The sequence below is a fragment of the Mesorhizobium sp. L2C066B000 genome (assembly GCF_000502335.1).
Classification (GTDB): Bacteria; Pseudomonadota; Alphaproteobacteria; order Rhizobiales; family Rhizobiaceae; genus Mesorhizobium.
In genome coordinates this window covers 128,314-146,228 of the sequence record NZ_AYWZ01000010.1, presented here as the reverse complement: position 1 = coordinate 146,228, position 17,915 = coordinate 128,314, and the positions used below count along the sequence as shown (strand labels likewise).

The 17,915-nt window shown below is 62.9% G+C and carries 17 protein-coding genes and 1 tRNA gene; 8 read left to right on the top strand and 10 right to left on the bottom strand.

Annotated elements, in window-relative coordinates; genetic code table 11:
- The first annotated feature begins 157 nt into the window (after positions 1-157).
- The 3 genes from X733_RS145820 (at position 158) to X733_RS1000000168380 (ending at position 3,093) form a co-directional block, all read left to right on the top strand.
- Entirely contained in the window at positions 158-1,591 is a 1,434-nt protein-coding gene (locus tag X733_RS145820) for a pyridoxal-phosphate dependent enzyme (protein ID WP_023819314.1), read from the top strand.
- Entirely contained in the window at positions 1,588-2,769 is a 1,182-nt protein-coding gene (locus X733_RS145825; RefSeq protein ID WP_023819313.1) for a PLP-dependent aspartate aminotransferase family protein, read from the top strand. The genes X733_RS145820 and X733_RS145825 overlap by 4 nt, the downstream gene beginning before the upstream one ends.
- A gap of 132 nt (positions 2,770-2,901) precedes the next feature.
- Positions 2,902-3,093: a hypothetical protein gene (locus X733_RS1000000168380; RefSeq protein WP_196813750.1), complete on the top strand. Its 192-nt coding sequence runs from the start codon at positions 2,902-2,904 to the stop codon at positions 3,091-3,093.
- A gap of 39 nt (positions 3,094-3,132) precedes the next feature.
- On the opposite strand, the gene X733_RS145830 is transcribed toward X733_RS1000000168380, so the two are convergent.
- The 3 genes from X733_RS145830 to X733_RS1000000170290 form a co-directional block, all read right to left on the bottom strand.
- Positions 3,133-3,438, bottom strand: a complete 306-nt coding sequence (locus X733_RS145830) for a UBP-type zinc finger domain-containing protein (RefSeq protein ID WP_023698083.1) — start codon at positions 3,436-3,438, stop codon at positions 3,133-3,135.
- Positions 3,438-5,105, bottom strand: coding sequence for an FAD-dependent oxidoreductase (locus X733_RS145835; protein ID WP_023819312.1), 1,668 nt, complete (start codon positions 5,103-5,105; stop codon positions 3,438-3,440). The genes X733_RS145830 and X733_RS145835 overlap by 1 nt, the downstream gene beginning before the upstream one ends.
- A 230-nt stretch (positions 5,106-5,335) precedes the next feature.
- Entirely contained in the window at positions 5,336-8,479 is a 3,144-nt protein-coding gene (locus X733_RS1000000170290; RefSeq protein WP_196813747.1) for an amino acid permease, read from the bottom strand.
- 501 nt (positions 8,480-8,980) lie between these two features.
- Here X733_RS1000000170290 and X733_RS1000000168375 point away from each other — a divergent pair.
- Entirely contained in the window at positions 8,981-9,241 is a 261-nt protein-coding gene (locus X733_RS1000000168375; RefSeq protein ID WP_196813746.1) for a hypothetical protein, read from the top strand.
- A gap of 170 nt (positions 9,242-9,411) precedes the next feature.
- On the opposite strand, the gene X733_RS145845 is transcribed toward X733_RS1000000168375, so the two are convergent.
- Both X733_RS145845 and X733_RS145850 read right to left on the bottom strand, forming a co-directional pair.
- Positions 9,412-9,618 carry a hypothetical protein gene (locus tag X733_RS145845; RefSeq protein WP_023681214.1) on the bottom strand — a complete coding sequence of 69 codons (207 nt, stop codon included), beginning with the start codon at positions 9,616-9,618 and terminating at the stop codon, positions 9,412-9,414.
- A 74-nt stretch (positions 9,619-9,692) separates the two neighbouring features.
- Positions 9,693-9,992 carry a DUF1236 domain-containing protein gene (locus X733_RS145850; protein WP_023687568.1) on the bottom strand — a complete coding sequence of 100 codons (300 nt, stop codon included), beginning with the start codon at positions 9,990-9,992 and terminating at the stop codon, positions 9,693-9,695.
- 205 nt (positions 9,993-10,197) lie between these two features.
- On the opposite strand from X733_RS145850, the gene X733_RS1000000168370 reads away from it, so the two are divergent.
- The 3 genes from X733_RS1000000168370 to X733_RS145860 all read left to right on the top strand — a co-directional run bounded on the left by X733_RS1000000168370 (position 10,198) and on the right by X733_RS145860 (position 11,328).
- Entirely contained in the window at positions 10,198-10,428 is a 231-nt protein-coding gene (locus X733_RS1000000168370; RefSeq protein ID WP_081740701.1) for a hypothetical protein, read from the top strand.
- Between the two features lie 48 nt (positions 10,429-10,476).
- Positions 10,477-10,785, top strand: coding sequence for a DUF1236 domain-containing protein (locus X733_RS145855; protein WP_023819310.1), 309 nt, complete (start codon positions 10,477-10,479; stop codon positions 10,783-10,785).
- A gap of 198 nt (positions 10,786-10,983) precedes the next feature.
- Positions 10,984-11,328, top strand: a complete 345-nt coding sequence (locus X733_RS145860) for a low affinity iron permease family protein (protein ID WP_023672069.1) — start codon at positions 10,984-10,986, stop codon at positions 11,326-11,328.
- Positions 11,329-11,429: 101 nt separating this feature from the next.
- Here the strand turns inward: X733_RS145860 and X733_RS145865 are convergent.
- Positions 11,430-11,514: transfer RNA gene (locus tag X733_RS145865), tRNA-Leu, on the bottom strand.
- 327 nt (positions 11,515-11,841) lie between these two features.
- Between X733_RS145865 and X733_RS145870 the strand changes: the two genes are divergently transcribed.
- Complete coding sequence (locus X733_RS145870) at positions 11,842-13,026, top strand: integrase core domain-containing protein (protein ID WP_023819309.1); 1,185 nt, start codon at positions 11,842-11,844, stop codon at positions 13,024-13,026.
- A gap of 185 nt (positions 13,027-13,211) precedes the next feature.
- Here X733_RS145870 and X733_RS145875 read toward each other — a convergent pair whose 3' ends face one another.
- The 4 genes from X733_RS145875 to X733_RS145890 form a co-directional block, all read right to left on the bottom strand.
- A complete protein-coding gene (locus X733_RS145875) occupies positions 13,212-13,832 on the bottom strand; it encodes a 2,3-bisphosphoglycerate-dependent phosphoglycerate mutase (protein ID WP_023672068.1) in 621 nt (206 codons plus the stop codon).
- Between the two features lie 27 nt (positions 13,833-13,859).
- Entirely contained in the window at positions 13,860-14,681 is an 822-nt protein-coding gene (gene dapB / locus X733_RS145880; protein WP_023819308.1) for a 4-hydroxy-tetrahydrodipicolinate reductase, read from the bottom strand.
- Positions 14,678-16,537, bottom strand: coding sequence for an ABC transporter ATP-binding protein (locus X733_RS145885; RefSeq protein ID WP_023681221.1), 1,860 nt, complete (start codon positions 16,535-16,537; stop codon positions 14,678-14,680). Before X733_RS145885 ends, dapB begins: the two co-directional genes overlap by 4 nt.
- Before the next feature lie 280 nt (positions 16,538-16,817).
- Positions 16,818-17,837, bottom strand: a complete 1,020-nt coding sequence (locus tag X733_RS145890; protein ID WP_023819306.1) for a glucokinase — start codon at positions 17,835-17,837, stop codon at positions 16,818-16,820.
- Positions 17,838-17,915: the final 78 nt, after the last annotated feature.

The window sequence follows — 17,915 nt, the reverse complement described above, 5'->3', positions numbered from 1 at the left end:
GCTTGAGTCCAAAGCCGGCCTAAAACTGGAATTCCATTCCCCCTCTCGCCGGTTGATTGGCACGATCTACCTTCTTTCCGACTGCAAACGGCCGGAAAAGAAGCTACGCTGCCGCTCTGCCCCCGAGGCGGTCGCTTGTTCAAGGGAGCACATCGACATGAGCGAGCACGGAAAAGCTGCGCCAGGCAGTTCGGACGGCGCGTTATCGCGCCTGCGTCCGCCCTACGCCTCGGTGCTCGACCTCATCGGCCAGACGCCGGTGGTCGAACTGACCAAATTCGACACCGGCAAGTGCCGGCTGTTCATCAAGCTCGAAAGCCAGAATCCAGGCGGCTCGATCAAGGACCGCATTGCGCTGTCTATGATTTCCGCGGCCGAGAAGGAAGGCAAGCTCAAGCGCGGCGGCACCATCGTCGAGGCGACCGCCGGGAATACCGGCCTCGGCCTCGCCCAGGTCGGCATCCCCAAGGGCTACCGCATCATCCTCGTCGTGCCCGACAAGATGTCGCGCGAAAAGATCCAGCATCTGCGCGCGCTCGGCGCCGAAGTGCGCATGACGCGCTCCGATGTCGGCAAGGGCCATGCCGAATATTACCAGGACATGGCCGAGAAGATCGCATCGGAAACGCCCGGCGCCTTCTACGCCAACCAGTTCGCCAACCCGGCCAACCCCGAGGCGCATGAGACCACCACCGGACCGGAAATCCTTGCCCAGCTCGACGGCGACCTCGACGCCGTGGTCGTCGGCGTCGGCTCCGGCGGCACGCTGACCGGGCTTGGCCGCTACTTCGCCAGAACATCGCCGAAGACCGAAATGGTGCTGGCCGATCCCGTCGGATCGGTGCTGGCGCCGCTGATCAAGACCGGCAAGATGGAAGAGGCCGGCAGCTGGACCGTCGAAGGCATCGGCGAGGATTTTGTGCCGCCCAATGCCGATCTGTCGCTGGTCAGGAAAGCCTATTCCATCCCAGACAAGCAGAGCATGCTGGCCGTGCGGGACCTGCTTTCGAAGGAAGGCATTCTCGCCGGCTCGTCTTCCGGCACGCTGCTGTCGGCCGCGCTTCGCTATTGCCGCGAGCAGACGACAGCGAAACGCGTCGTCACCTTCGTCTGCGACAGCGGCAACAAATACCTGTCCAAGGTGTTCGACGATTTCTGGCTGGCCGAACAGGGGCTGGCCGAACAGGAACAGCATGGCGATCTGCGCGACCTTGTCATGCGCTCGCACCGCACCGGCGACACCGTCTATGTCGGCCCCGACGAAAGCCTGCTCAACGCCTATGGCCGCATGCGCCGCTCCGATGTCTCGCAGCTGCCGGTGCTGGACAATGGCAAGCTGGTCGGCATTATCGATGAGGGCGATATATTGGCCAAGGTCGACGGCCCCTATGACGGCCGCTGGGACCGCTTCAACGCCCCGGTGCGCACCGCCATGACCTCCAATCTGCACACGCTGCAGGCCAGCCAGACGCTGGATGCGCTGCTGCCGGTGTTCGACCGCAACGAGGTCGCCATCATCTTCGATGGCGACGAGTTCGTCGGCCTGATAACCCGTATCGACCTGATCAACCATTTGAGGCGCGCACGATGACTGCTGAAACATCCCCATCGGGCAAGAACCGCCTGGCTTTTTCCACGCGCACCATCCATGGCGGCCAGAGCCATGACCCGCTGACCGGCGCGGTGATGGTGCCGATCTACGCGACCTCGACCTATGGCCAGCAGTCGCCCGGCGTGCACAAGGGGTTTGAGTACGCCCGCAGCCAGAACCCGACCCGCTTTGCCTTCGAGCGCGCGGTGGCCGATCTCGAGAGCGGCTCCGCGGCCTTTGCCTTTGCTTCCGGCCTGGCGGCGATCTCGACCGTGCTCGAGCTGCTCGACAGCGGCGCCCATATCGTTGCAACCGACGACATCTATGGCGGCTCGTTCCGGCTGATGGAGCGGGTGCGCAAGCGCTCGGCCAATCTGCAGGTGAGTTTTGTGGACTTCACCGATCTGGCGGCGGTGGAAGCAGCGATTCGCCCGGAGACAAAACTGCTCTGGGTCGAAACTCCGACCAATCCGCTCCTGCGTATCGTCGACCTCGAAGGCGTTGCGGCACTCGCCAGGCGCAAAGGGGTTTTGACGGTCGCCGACAACACGTTCTGCAGCCCCTACATCCAGCGGCCGCTGGAACTCGGCATCGACATCGTCGTGCACTCGACGACGAAATATCTCAACGGCCATTCCGACATGGTCGGCGGCGTCGCCATCGTCGGCGACAACAAGGACCTCGCCGCCCAGCTGAAATTCCTGCAGAACGCCATCGGAGCCATCTCCGGTCCCTTCGACAGTTTTCTCGCGCTGCGCGGCATCAAGACACTGGCGCTCAGGATGGAGCGGCATTCCACGAACGGCCTGAAGATTGCGCAGTGGCTGGAGGCGCGAAAAGATGTGCGCCGCGTCGTCTATCCCGGCCTGGCCAGCCATCCGCAGCACGCCATCGCCGTCCAGCAGATGCATGCCTTCGGCGGCATGATCTCGGTCGACCTCGACCGCGACCTCGCCGGCACCAAACGCTTCCTCGAACGGACGCAACTGTTCACGCTGGCTGAAAGCCTCGGCGGCGTCGAAAGCCTGATCGAACACCCGGCGCTGATGACCCACGGCTCGATCCCGGCGGAAAAGTGCGCGGAAATCGGCATTTCGGATTCGCTGGTGCGGTTGTCGGCGGGGATCGAGGATGGCGATGATCTGATCGCCGATCTGGACCAGGCGCTGCGGGGGTAGGCGTACCGGATGCGTACCGATGACAATGAGGGGCGGCGCTGACCGTGAAGATTAAATCCCAATCCGCCGCGCGTTAACACATTCAGCAGCCTTTGCTTAACCCTTCGCCGCTATGTCCCGCCTCGGGGAGGCATGGCGAGAGTGAGTGTGATGGACAACAGCCCGGAAAAGCGCAGCGAATGGCGAGCCATCTTTTATGTGCAGGCCCGCGTGGCCATCCTGTTCGTCCCGGTCGTCGCCAGTCTTCTGATCATTGCCGCACTTGCCGGCAACGACCACAGTCCCGACGCCCTCGACCGCACGGTTACGGGCTCGGTGAAATAGCGGCACGGCCGTCGGCTTGCCTGCCCGGGAACGGCCGCCTCAGAAAAACTTCGGGATCGGGCCGTTCTGCGGCGTCACGTCGCCTTCCAGGTCGATGAACGCCTCGTCGACAAAGCACCAGGCCCAGCCTTCCGGCGGGTCGTAGCCTTCGATGACAGGGTGCTTGGTGGCGTGGAAATGCTTGGTGGCGTGGCGGTTGGGCGAGTCGTCGCAGCAGCCGACATGGCCGCAGGTGCGGCAGAGCCTGAGATGCACCCACATGGAGCCGCTCTTCAGGCACTCCTCGCAACCGAGCGCGCTCGGCGTCACCGTCTTGATGTCGCGCGTGTGTTTGCATTCATCCATTATGCTCTCCTGGCCAGTTCGGGCGCTGCTGCGTCGGGTCGCGCGAGATAGGCGTGCAAGGCAGCCACCACCTGGGCGCCTTCGCCGACGGCGGCGGCGACCCGCTTGACCGAGCCGGAGCGCACGTCGCCAATGGCGAACACGCCGCTGCGGCTGGTCTCCATCTGGCCCGCCCCTATGTCGGCGCCGGTGCGCACGAAGCCCCTGGCGTCGAGCGCGATATCGCACCCAGCCAGCCAATCGGTGTTGGGGTCGGCGCCGATGAACAGGAAGAGATGCTGGATCGGGCGCGTCTCGACGCCGCCGGGGTTGCGCCAGCGCAACTGGGTGAGATTGCCGCCTTCGCCTTCCAGCGCCTCGATCTCTGTCTCGCCAAGCACCTCGATGTTGGGTTGCGCCTCGATACGCTCGACCAGATAGCGCGACATGGTTTCCCTGAGGCCGCCGCGGCGCGCCAGCATCGTCACCTTGCGGACCTGGCTGGCGAGATAGACCGCCGCCTGCCCCGCCGAATTGCCGGCGCCGACCAGCGCCACTTCTTGCCCTGTGCATAGCCGCGCCTCGATCGGCGAGGCCCAGTAATGCACCGACGTGCCCTCGAACTCGGCCAGCTTGGCGACGTCGAGGCGGCGGTAGCGCGCGCCGCTGGCGATCACCACCGTGCGTGCGCGCAGGCTTTCACCGTCGCCGACGGTAAGCGTGTAGCCCTCGCCTGCTGCACCGAGCAGCTTGGCCTCGTCGGGGATGACTATTTCGACGCCGAATTTCTGCGCCTGGTTATAGGCGCGCGCCATCAGCGCCATGCCGGAAATGCCGGTGGGGAAACCCAGATAGTTCTCGATGCGCGCGGAGGCGCCGGCCTGGCCGCCGAAGGCGCGGCAATCGAGCACGATGGTCGACAGCCCTTCGGATGCCGCATAGACCGCGGCCGCCAGCCCCGCCGGCCCGGCGCCGACAATGGCGACGTCATAGACCATGTCGGGATCGATCGGCCGCAGCAGGCCGATGCAGCGGGCAAGTTCGGTTTCGCCGGGATTGTGCATCAGCTTGCCGTTGGGGCAGAGCACGATCGGCAGATGGTGCGGGTCAACATGAAAATGCTCAATCAGCGTCTTGGCGCACGGGTCGCTGTCGGAATCGAGCGCGCGGTGCGGCTGGCCGCTGCGGCGCAGAAATCCCTGCAGCCGCAGCGTGTCGCCATTGCCGGCCGGGCCTACGACGACCGGCCCGCTCGAGCCGCTTTCCAGAAGCCCGACGCGGCGCAGGATCAGCGCCCGCATGATCCGCTCGCCAAGGCTTGCCTCCTGCACCATCAGGTCGCGCAGCCGCTGCGAGGGGATGACGAAGGCCTCGACCGGCTCGGCCGCCTCCGCATTGACCAGCGACGGCCGGCTGGAAAGCTGCGCCAGCTCGCCGATGAAATTGCCTGGGCCATGGGTGACGATGGTCTCGCGCCGGCCGGGCCTGACATCCTGGGTGATATCGACCGTGCCCGACAGGATGACGATCAGCCCCGGCGCCACGGTGCCGGCGGTGACGATGTGCTCGCCGGCGGCATAGGAACTCGCCTCGCCGAACCGGCGCATGCGCTCGATATCGGCGTCGCCCAGGATGGGAAACATCTGGTCGCGGCGGGTGACGGTGATCGGCTGGGTGGGTGGGGCCATAGGTGCGAACGTAGCGCCGAGACGGCCGGGTTTGAAGTGGTTTGTTGGAGGACTGGCCGGAAGGGGAGGTGGCTCCCGCGCCAGCTGGTTCGGATGCTTCGCATGGCCCCGCAAGGCAAACAGCGCGCCGACCAGTGCGACCTTTATAAGGGCGAGCCCGAGCAGTACCGTCGGCAGTCCTCGATCACCGGTGTGTTGCAGGAGCAGCGCGCCGACGAACGGCGCCGCGGCTATCGCGTTACGCCAAGCGCCTGGGGTGCGGTGGTATCCTCGGGCTCCCCGAAGGCAGATCCCGGCGAAAGCCCATTCGTCACATCTTTGTAGAGCGCTATCGGATGCGGGCGCCCCACCAGATATCCTTGGATTTCGGGACATCCTTCCTTCATCAGGAAGGCACGCTCGTCCTCTGTTTCGACACCCTCCGCGATGACAGGCAAGGCCAGCGCATTCCCCAGGCTGAGTATCGTGCGAACGATGGCGGCCGATTGGGCATTCGAACCGACACCCGAAACAAAACTGCGATCGATCTTGATCTTGTCGAATGGAAACGCCTGCAACGAGGACAACGAGGCATACCCCGTGCCAAAATCATCCATCGAGACCCTGACGCCCAACGCCTTCAACCTCCGCAAAACCGACAAGGCGGTTGCCCGGTCGCGGATGAGAACCCCTTCCGTGATTTCCAGTTCCAGCCGCCCCGGAGCAAGGCCGGTCTCGTAGAGGATAGAATGAACGAGGCCTACCAGGTCGCCGAAACGGAATTGCACGGGAGAGAGGTTGACGGCGATCTGCAGCGGTGAGGGCCAGGAGGCCGCGTCTCTGCACGCCTGCCTGAGCGTCCATTCACCTATCTCAACGATCGTGCCATCCTGTTCGGCAAGCGAGACAAACGCGTTTGGCGAGATGAGCCCATGCTTTGGATGGTGCCATCGGGCGAGTGCCTCGAAACCGAAGATTTCGCCGTCCATCCTGGCTTGCGGCTGATAATGAAGCACAAGTTCGCCATGGGCGACCGCAGAGCGCAAATCTCGCTGCAAGGCGTAGCGCTCTCTTAGCCGCTTATCCATCTCAGGATCGAAGAATTGCACCATTCGACGACCGTCCGCCTTGGCCCGGTAGAGCGCTGCGTCGGCATTTGCCATCAGCGCCGCTGCATTCTCTCCGTCTTTCGGATAGATCGCCGCCCCGATGCTCACCCCGATCGAAATGTGCTGGCCCCGGATTTCGAATTTGCCTGCCGCCGATTCGAACAGACGGTCCGCAACGTCCTTGGCACTCGCGGACCGGTCATCCATGGCCAGGACAACCGTGAATTCGTCGCCACCCATGCGCGCGATAAAGGCCTCAGGCGCCGCGGTTTGGAGACGCCGGGAAATGGTGCAAAGCAGATCGTCGCCGGCGGCGTGCCCGAAAACGTCGTTCGCCTCTTTAAAATGGTCAAGGTCGATGCTGAAGACGGCAAAGCTGGCGTGCGTTGCTTTTGCGCGCTCGAGCGTCGTGGCCAGGTGTGCTGCAAGCGCGGCTCGGTTCGCCAGGCCGGTAAGCGGATCGTGGTGCGCGAGATGCGCGATTTCCTCGTGCCGTGCCATCAGTTCGGTACGCGCTACGTTCATGTTCTCGCGCGCGTCGTCCAGGCCGTGGGCGGCTTCCCTCACCTTGTCCTGGAGCAGGTTGAAGCTTTCGGCCATCTCTCCAAGTTCGTCACGAGAGTTTACCGTAACCGGCATGATGTTCACGGAGGCATGCGCCGCAGCGAGGTCTCCCCGCCCCAGGGCGACCATGGCGAGAGAGAAATCCTTCAGCGTTCCGGATGTCAGACGCTTTGCCGCGTTGCTCACCTCGGTCGCCGAATGGGTGATCATTCCCGGCAAGATCAGGCCAACGCTGATGGTCAGCAGCGCGACAACGACAAAAATGTCCTCCAGCGCGGCGACCAATGAAGTGTCGCCTTGGGGAACGCTGCCGATCGCCAGGAAATAGCCGGCACCGTCGAGCACGAGCACAAAAAGCATGGCTCCGGTAAGCTTCAGGTGAAGCGTATGTGGCAGCAAGGGTAGACCGAGTGCGTATCGATCCTCCATCGTGCGCCAGGCGTAGAGCGCAGCACCCGAATATGCCAAAGCCAGACCGAACAGGACGGTAGGAAGGCCAAATTGCTGAAATCCCAGTATGGCGGTCAACAGCCATATTGCAGCCGCGCCTACGCCAAGGATGATCGTTCCCCTGGGAGCCCGGAAGGGTCGCTCGGCTTCGGGACTGTCACGGCGCAAGAGCCAGACTGCGATGTTTGGCATGCAGATGCTGATCAGGTACGTAAAATTGGCCGCGGCGATCATCCAGAGCGGATACCCGCACAGCATGAAGCCGATTGCCGCGGCAGCTGTGAGCAGCGTTGCCGCCCAGGGACAATCTGTTGAGGTGCGCCTGGCCAGGAAGCTCGGCAGCAGGCCGTCTTCGCTCAGCTGCGCAAGGGTCCGCGCGGCGCCTGCCAATGGCTGCAACGTTCCATGGAACATGTTCAGCATGATGAGCCAGATGGCGGCCGCCTTGCCGAAACTCCCCAACAAGGGCGCAAAGGTGGGCCCGAGAGCTATGGCGAGGTCGGTGCCGAGCGGCTCCGGCCCGAGCACACCCAGCCAGACAACCGGCAGGACCAGGAAATAGACGCCGGCCATTGCGGCGCTGGCCCACATCGCCAGAGGAATGTTGCGGTTGGGATCGATGGTTTCGCCAACATGGCAGGCTGCAGCCTCAAATGCCGGTGCGGCAAACCCGATCAGGTACAGTCCCGCCATCACCGACGTGATATCGCCGAACAGGCCGGTAAACGGGCTGGTCAGGGCAAAATCCGTCGCCTGCCGCCAGTCGACCGAGCCACTGATGACCGGGACGAGGGATGAGAGAAACGCAAGCGTCGCGGAGGCAGTGGCGATCGGGATCGCCAGTTGGACCACCCACTTGATTCCACACAGGTTGACCGCCGTAAAGAATGCGATGAGCCCGCAGGCGACCGCCTCCACGGGGAGGCCCGGCAGGTACCATTGCTGGATTGCAGACGCTGAAAGAACCGCTGTCAGTCCGCAGGTCGGCACCCAACCCCACCAATAGCAGGTGCCCGTCAGAGCCGAGAGAACGGGACTGTAAGGTCGGAAGGCTTCGGCGCACGCTGCAGAGATACCGCCGACGCGGTTTGGCCACATGAGAACCAATTCGGTCCACGCAGGCGCGGCGGCCCAGCCTAGAAGCAGACCAACAACGAGCAAAGGAACCGCAGCGCTTCCTTGACCGGGAATATTCCCCTGACCGACAAAAAGGGCGGCAATCAGAAACAGGCTTTGATTGCTGCCACCCATGGCGAGCGCTGTCGTGCCCATCCATCCCAAGGTTCTCGGGTGCGGTCGTGAAGGCGTGAGGCCCGGCATTCAGAGACATCCATTCGAGTGCGGAGCGCTGTCTGACTGGCGAATGTAACCTGCGGAGATATGTCTGTCGAACGTCGCGCTCCCGAAGTCAAAGTTGGACCTTAGGTGAGACGTATTAAGACTTCGTACCAAACCAGATCCGCCCGATGATCGCTGTCAACTTGCGGTAGCTGCGGTTCACTCATGCTGATGCCGGCCCGAATGGATCGATCTCCTCCGATCTGGGATATCATATCAATTTTATCTAATCGCCCACTATGAGGGATAGTCGCGAATACAGCCTAATATCGATTATTATCGACAAATCTCGTGATTGCGGGGCGCCATCATTCGAAACGGCGGCTGAAGTCGACTGTAGATCGCTAAGCACATTGACCGCTTTTGACTTCGTACCTCGCCATCGTGGGGGCAAGCACCGAGACTTCACGCCGTGCCTCAAGTTGGAGCTAACTTGTGCGAGCACGCCGCATAGACCCGCGTTGCAGGGCAAACAGCGCGCCGACCACGCTGGGCTCGGCGGCCGGCCTTGGCGCGCTGGTGGGTCCTTCCCAGGCCGGCGCCCGTACGGTCGATATGGCGATCGCTCGCTACCATCATCCGATCTGCACCAAACTGGCCTCGGTGACATTTCTGACCATAGGCGTGGCGACGCTCTGGACCGGCCTGCCGGTTCTGCCGGCCGCGCTGATTTTCTACGGCGCCGGCTTCGGCTAGCATGGCCGGGTATCTTCACATGCGGCGACATGGTGTTCTGGACGATGCTTGAGCGCGACGCGACCTCGCCAGCGGGCACGCCTTCGACGCCGGCCCGTAGCAGGAATGTGTTCAGCACCAGAACACTTGGGATCAGCGTTGCGGGAGCCTGCACACGTGAGTACTCCGCCTCACAAGCCTTCCGGCTGGTCCTCGAGGACGAACGAAGCTGCAATCAGGTCATCGCCGCTGATGCGGCCACTGCCGCCAACCATGATGGATGCGACTTTCTGAAAGGTCTTCATGTCGGCCTCTGTTATGCGCGCATCGCGCATTCTCGCCCTGAGAGAACCCAGGCGGGTATCAAGGGCTGGCGATGTCTCTACGTCATCGATCATCTTCGATCATCCTGGAGCGCAATGTGAAATCCGCTGCCCGCCGCCATGGCCGGCGGCGGGCGGCAGCTATTCGATCAGTCGTAGACCTTCACAATTTTCCGGGTGCCGGGATCGACCAGGACGGTGCGGTTGTCGACCACGACGTAGCGGTATTTGACGTTGGGAACTTCGTGCAGCTCGACCGTATCAGGCAAGGCACTGCCGACGTTCAGCTCCACGCCCGGGATCTTCACCGAAGCCAGCGGCTGCTTTTTCACATATTCGCGGACGACCGTATCCTGCTCCGGTGTGATGACGACATCCTGAGCTGCGGCGCTGCCGACGCCAGCCAAAAGCAACAAGCCTGCAGCGGCACTTGCAAAGTGGATTTTCATGGTTTTCTCCTCGCGTAATCCGGCGACGGCACCACGCCTGTTCGCCGAGGGACCGAACTTGAGATCAGCCAGATTGTTCCGTGCCTTCAGTCCGCGGCGAACCAGACCAAAGTCGGACATCAGCTAAGACCCAAGTCCCGAGGCGGAACGTTCAAGCGGGGCAGGCGTTTCCCAAATGCAACTAAATAAAACAGGAGAGGAACACATGGCCGACGGCCCAACTGTTGTTAATTCTGGTGGTGGTGGCGGCACTGCGATTGCCGTTGTTCTTGCACTTATTGCAGTCGTAGTATTGCTTATTTTTACCGGCGTCATCAGTATCCGCGGCGACGGCGGCAAGGATATCAACGTCAAGGTTGAAGCGCCAAAGGTGGAAGCTCCGGCTGTACCCGCAAAGCCTGCGGCACCTGCCCCAGCCCCTGCGAGTGGCGGCTGATCTGCTCGTATCCACGCTTCCGAACTGACCTATGAAAAGGAAATTCCCATGACCAGATATTTCGTCAGCGCCGCCGGCGCCCTCCTCCTTATGGCGGGCATCGGCACCTCGTTTGCCGAGGACGTTATTGTTCTCAAGCCCGAACAACAGACGGTCGTTCGCGAATATATCCATAAGCAGAAGCTGGCCTCAGTCAGTTTGCTCGGCGTCGAACTCAATGTCGGCACGGCACTTCCAGACACTGTCGAGCTCCACGCAATCGACGTTCCGGATGTCCGCTACAAGTATACGGTTGTCGGAGATCATGCGGTTCTCGTCGATCCCGACACGCGCAAGGTCGTGCAGATCATCGAATAACGCGCGAGCCCGCCGCTCCGGTCTGGAGCGGCGAGCTGTGGCTGCCCTGTGAAAGTCTACGGGCAGCCTTTTCTCAACGGGAGGATGTCTGATGTTTAGCGACAAGGAAACTTGGGTCCTGGAAGCTGCCTTACTCGCGGCAATTCCAATTTGCGTAGCCGTCACCGCACTAGTGGCATTTTTGACCGCGGCCTGGATATGAATCGCTTCCTGTTTGTGATGGGCGACTTTCTATCCCGGCCACCGGGCTTCTATGTCCTTCTTGTAGCCATGCTGCTCTGTACTGCATTGGTGCCATTCGGCCTGACCAATGTGGTCACCTACGCATTGTCGGTAGCGGCCATCGTGATCACGGGCGTTGTGCTGATCCAGGGTTACCGCGACACGGCCGCCATTCACGCCAAGCTTGATGAGATTATCGTTTCGCTGAATGAGACCAGAAACGATGTCGTCGGCCTGGAGCATGCCGAGCCGGAGGAGATTCGGGAGAAGCTCCAGACACTCGAAGAAGAAGCAATGAAAGCGGTTCGCCCGCCGCATTGACCCTCCGCTGGACTATCTGTCATCCATCAGCAAAAAAGCCCGGGAACCGGGCTTTTTTGCTTCGCGTCTAAATCATTTCGGACTTATCCGAAACGGGAATTTGGTGCCCAGAAGAGGACTCGAACCTCCACTCCTTGCGGAACACGGACCTGAACCGTGCGCGTCTACCAATTCCGCCATCTGGGCTGGTGCGGGCTCATGTAAGCGGGCAAACGATATGTGTCAACGCGCTTTTTCGAGGGCCGCAGCCTGCCGGCTTAGTTTCCCGGGGGTCAACGCCGCCCCTCACCTGCCTGCCGGCATCCTCTCCCCGCACAGTGACGGGGAGAGGGGCGCTCTCATCGGTGATTTTCGCCGGTCACCTGCGTCACAAGAAGAGCGCCGAGGCTGCGGCCAGCCCTTTCTCCCCGTCACTATACGGGGAGAACTGCCCGGTGTCCGAACCGGATAGATAGGTAACAGAATGGACCGATAGCATGGGTGACAGTTTTCTTGTCCGCCGGAGGACCGGCGATGGTTTGGCGAGAGACTGGCATCATGGACGAGCGGCTACGGTTTGTTGTGGAGTGTCTTTCTGGGGATGAGACGATGGTTGCGCTTTGTGCGGCCTACGGGATCTCACGCAAGAACGGCTACAAATGGCTAGGACGCTATCGGACGTTTGGGCCTGAGGGTTTGCACGACCTGCCGCGAGCCCCGCTCAATCATGGCCGTGCGACAGCTCAGGATCTGGTTGAGCGGATTGTGGCGGCCAAGGAGCTGCATCCGGGTCCAAAGAAGATCGTGGCACGGCTCAGGCGCACGGCTCCCGAGTTCATGTGGCCTTCAGCCTCGACGGTCGGCGCGATCCTTGCGCGGCATGGGCTTGTCCGCGCCCGCAAGCGACCCCGCCTGCGGGCCTGCGGCAATGGACCCTGGCCACAGCCGCAAGAACCGAACGCGGTGTGGACTGGCGATCACAAGGGCTGGTTCCGGACCCGCGACGGCTGGCGTTGCGAACCCTTGACGGTGATGGATGCATCGAGCCGCTACCTCCTGGCGCTCGAAGCGACGGGGTCGACGGCCGATAGCGAAGCCTGGCCGGTGTTTGAGCGGCTGTTTGAAGAGCATGGCCTGCCAGATCGCTTCAGAAGCGACAATGGCCCGCCCTTCGCATCGGCCGGCGTCACCGGACTGACGCCGCTTGTCGTGCGCTTCATCAAGCTCGGCATCACCTTGGAGCGGATCGCACCCGGCAGGCCACAGCAGAACGGACGTCACGAGCGCTTTCACCTGACCATGCTGCCGATGGCCGAGGCACCGGAAGCCGACCGAACGGCACAGGGCCAGGCCTTCGAGACCTTCCGCCAAAGCTACAATGAGGAACGTCCCCATGAGGCGCTGGGCATGGATACGCCCGCCCAGCACTACCGGTCCTCACAGCGCGCCATGCCCAGGACACCACCCGAGCCCGTCTATCCGGCCGAGGCCTCGGTCCGCCGCGTGCGCCACAATGGCGAGATCCGATGGAATGGCGGCTTCATATATGTCTCGCAAGCGCTGGCGGGCGAACCGGTCGCTGCGTTGGAGACCGAAGACGGACAATGGACACTCTCATTCCATGCCCACCCGCTCGGCATCATCGACACACGGCACATGAAGCTTGTCCGCCGCAGCGCCGCGCCAACCAATCCGCTTGGCGCTGCGGCGGACGCATAGGGGGAGAGAAGTGTCACCTATGTATCCGGTTCAAAGTGTNCCAACCAATCCGCTTGGCGCTGCGGCGGACGCATAGGGGGAGAGAAGTGTCACCTATGTATCCGGTTCAAAGTGTTACCCATCTATCGGCTGGACACCGGCAATGAGGGGCAGCGCCGACTCGGCGAATGCGTTGGCCGAAAACCTCACCCCTCCAGCACGTCCTTCGACGCCACAGTGGAATCGGCGTTGAGCTTGTAGATCACCGGCACGCCGGTGCCGAGCTCGAGCTTGACGATCTCCTCGCCGCTCTTGCCGTCCAGCGCCATGATCAGTGCGCGCAGCGAATTGCCATGCGCGGCGACCAGCACGGTGCCACCCTTCAGCACATGCGACTGCATGTCGTGAAGATAATAGGGCCAGACGCGGGCGCCGGTGTCCTTCAGGCTTTCGCCGCCGGGCGGCGGCACGTCGTAGGAGCGGCGCCAGATGTGCACCTGCTCTTCGCCCCACTTCTGACGCGCGTCGTCCTTGTTGAGACCGGAGAGGTCGCCGTAGTCGCGCTCGTTCAGCGCCTGGTCGCGGATCGTCTTCAAATCGCTCTGGCCGACCGCGTCGAGAATGTGCTGGCAGGTCTTCTGCGCCCGGATCAGCGCCGAGGTGAAGGCAATGTCGAATTTCAAGCCGCGTGCCTTGAGCTTCTGGCCGGCTTCCTTGGCCTCCTTGTGGCCCTGCTCGGTAAGGTCGACATCGCGCCAGCCGGTGAACAGGTTCTTCAGGTTCCATTCGCTCTGGCCGTGGCGCACGAGCACGAGAGTTCCCGACATGTTTGCTCCTTCAAAATTATGGATAGTTTAGCTCAAGCCGAGCACGTCCCGCATGGAATAAAGTCCGGGCTTTTTACCGCGCGCCCAGAGCGCGGCCTTGACCGCGCCGCGGGCAAAGATGGCGCGGTCCTCGGCATGGTGCGACAGCGTGATGCGCTCGCCGGTCCCGGCCAGGATGACGCTGTGGTCGCCGACCACCGAGCCACCGCGCAAGCTGGCAAAGCCGATCGTTCCTGGCTTGCGCACGCCGGTATGGCCGTCGCGTGACCGCACATCGTTGCCGGCAAGGGAAATGCCGCGTCCCGCCGCCGCCGCTTCGCCGAGCAGCAAGGCGGTGCCCGAGGGCGCGTCGACCTTGTGCTTGTGATGCATTTCGAGGATCTCGATGTCGAAATCCTCTGGACCGAGCGCGCGCGCGGCCTGCTCGACCAGCACCGCCAGAAGATTGACGCCGAGGCTCATATTGCCGGATTTGACGATCGTCGCGTGGCGCGCCGCGGCCTCGATCCTGGTGTCGTCTTCCGCCGAGCAGCCGGTGGTGCCGATGACATGGGCAATGCGTGCCTGCGCGGCATAGCCTGCGAATTCGACGGTGGCTGCCGGCATGGTGAAATCGAGCACGCCGTCGGCCTTGGCGAACACCGGCAGCGGATCGTCGCCGATCGTCACATTGATGATGCCGATGCCGGCAAGCTCGCCCGCATCCCTGCCGAGATAGGGCGATCCGGTTCGTTCGACCGCGCCGACGACGCGGGCGCCTGGGATCGAATGGATGGCGCGGATCAGCGTCTGGCCCATGCGGCCGGCCGCCCCCACCACCACCAGGCCCATTTCGCTGGATTCGCTCATGCTGTTCTCCCCACCGCCTTCTTGGCGCGGCTGCGCCGGACCGGAGTTTGGACGGGCTTCGAGTCGTCGACAAGCCCCAGTCCGTTCTTGCCTTGAATGCGGTGGAAGCGGGCGTAGACACTGTTTGGATCGGCCATCAGTGCGGCATGGGTGCCTTCCTCGACCAGGCGCCCCTCTTCAAGCACGATAATGTGGTCGGCGTTGACGACCGTCGACAGGCGATGCGCTATCACGATGGTGGTGCGCCCTTCCATCACGTGGGTCAGGGCCTCCTGGACGCGCGCCTCGGCCTCGTTGTCGAGCGCCGAGGTCGCTTCGTCGAGCAAAAGGATCGGCGCGTTGCGCACGATCGCCCGGGCAATCGAGACGCGCTGGCGCTGGCCGCCGGAAAGTGTCGAGCCGCCCTCGCCGACGGGCGTGTCGTAGCCCTGCGGCTGCTGACGGATGAACTCGTCGGCCGCCGCCAGCACCGCCGCCCGCTCGATCTCGGCGTCGGTCGCCGAAAGTCGGCCAAAACGGATGTTGTCGCGTATGCTGCCTTCGAACAGATAGGGCGCCTGCGAGACATAGGCGATCGAGCCGCGCAGCGAGTGCTTGGTGACTTTGGAAATGTCCTGGCCATCGATCTCGATCGAACCCTTGTCGACATCGTAGAAGCGCTGCAGCAGCGCCACGAGCGTCGTCTTGCCGGCACCCGAGGCCCCGACCACCGCCGTAACCTTGCCGGCCGCGGCGGTGAAACTCAGGTTCCTGATCACCGGCATGTCGGCGCTGTAGCCGAACGTCACATTGTCGAAGCGAACCTCGCCGGTGGTGATCCTGGCTTCGACCGCGTCGGGCGCATCGCCCTGTTTAGGCTCCAGGTCGAGCAGCTCGTAAATCATCCGGGCGTTGACCAGGGCACGTTCCATACCGACCTGCGTACGAGCCAGGCGCCGTGCCGGATCGTAGGCCATGATCAGCGCGGTGATGAAGGAAAACACAGCGCCTGGTGGTTGTCCGAGCACCAGCGCCCGGTAGCCGGAATAGGCAAGGACGGAGGTAATGGCGAGACCGCCCAAAATCTCGGAAATCGGCGACAGCCGCTCCGCGACCCGGGCGATCTTGTTGTTACGCTGCTCGGCCGTATCGGCCATGATGCCGATCCGGCGCGCCAGCTCGGCTTCCAGGGTGAAGGCCTTGACGATGGCGATGCCTTGCGTGGCCTCCTGTACGGACCCGTTCAGCCGCGAGTTGATCAGCACCGATTCCCGGTTGATGCGCCGCAATCGGCGGGTGATGTAGACGACGGCCCAGATCAGCGGCGGCCCGATCAGCAGCGAGCTGAGCGACAACACCGGATCCTGGTAGATCATGACGCCGACGAGGGCGATCAGCGAGACCGCGTCGCGGCTGATGGAGGTCAGCGTCAGCGACAGCAGATCGCGAACGCCCCCGACATTCTCGTTGACCTGTGCCGCCAGCCGACCGGAACGCGTATCGTTGAAGAAGTCGACGCCGAGCTTCATCAGGTGGTCGAAGCTGCGCTTCTGGTAGCGGGCGACCAGATTGTTGCCGATCTTGGCCAACGCGACCGCCTGGCCGTAACCGGCGAAGCCGCGCAGCACGGAGGCGGCCATGAACCCGGCGCAGATCCAGACGATCATGTCGCCGCGTCGTTCGTAGAAGATCTCGTTGATCATCGGGGCCATGATCCACGCCGTGAAGGCGGTGGTGGCGGAAACAATCAGCAGGCAGCCGACGGCAACGACATAGGTCCAGCGATATTCACTACCGTTTTCGGCCAGGATGCGGCGCAGCACCGCAGTGACCTCAGCTGGCTGGACTTTCAGTTTGAGTGGACTTTGAGCGGTCAAATCGCGGGCGCTTCGTGGTTTGCTAGAGCATGATGCCGAGAAGTGTGAAGCGGTTTTCGGACGACATCATGCTCTATCTCTTTGATTTAGAGCCGGATGCAGATTTCAGGTCGATTCGATCTGAAATCATCCGGCTCTAGGGATGCCAGGCTGGAATTCGGCCCCCTCTTAGCGCCCCGGCTACGGCTTGCCTATGGCGAAACTTCATCGCGGCCCGAGGTTAGGGTCACGAAAGCGGCAGCCATTTCCAGGAAAATACCCGTTTTCGGGACGAAATGGATCATGCCCGCCAGCGCCGCCCCGCCGTCTGGACGCCGAAGAGCGACGGGTTGCGGGCATAGGCGGCAAGGCCCAGAAGCGCTGCCAGCGGGTGGGTGATGACATAGACCGGCATCGAGGCCATCAGCGCGCTGTGCGGCGCTTTGTCCTCGAAGGCGGCACGGAAACTGCCTTCCTTCAGTGCCGGAACGATCTTTTGCGCGATGCCGCCGGTCAAAAACACGCCGCCGCGGCTCATGAACACCAGCGCGAGGTCGCCGGCGGTGCGGCCGAGGCAGGTGACGAACAGCGCCAGCGCTTCCTCGGCAACCGGGTCGGTCTTGGCCAGCGCCGCCCCGGTGATTTCGGCCGGCGTGGTGAACGGCGCCGGCTTGCCGTCGGCCTTGGCGACCGCCCGGTAGACATTGACCAGACCGCGCCCGCACAGGATCTGCTCGCCCGAAATGCGGCCGTCCAGCTTTTCGATATGCGGGAACACCTCGAAATCGCGCGGCGTCCGCGGACCGATATCCATATGGCCGCCTTCGCCAGGCACCGGTATCCAGTGGTGGAGGGCATGAACCAACCCAGCGACGCCGAGGCCGGTGCCGGGGCCGAGCACGACGCGTCCGGCATTCTCCTCCGGCGTGCCGCCGCCGATCTTTTCCATATGCTCTTCGCCGAGCGCCACGACGGCCAGCGCCTGCGCCTCGAAATCGTTGAGCACGACGATGTCGCCCAGGCCCAGATTGGCAAACATCTGCTTCGGCTTCACCACCCAGGGACAGTTAGTAAGCGGGATCTCGTCGCCATCGACCGGTCCGGCGATGGCCAGCACTGCCGAATTCGGCCGGATGGACGACCGGTCGAGCACCGCCGCCTGGATCGCCTCGTCTATGGTGGCGAAATTGGCGGTTTGCACGATATGCGGCTCACCGGCTTCCGAATTTGCGTCGAGCACGATCGAAAAGCGCGCATTGGTGCCGCCGATGTCGCCGATCAGCACTGGAAACCGCAACGCGGTGTCGTCGTCGCCTGACATGCCCTTGCTCGTCCCCTTTGCGGCGCCGTTGCGACCGTTTCAATCGCCCGGTTTTCAATCGCCCGGTTTTCAATCGCC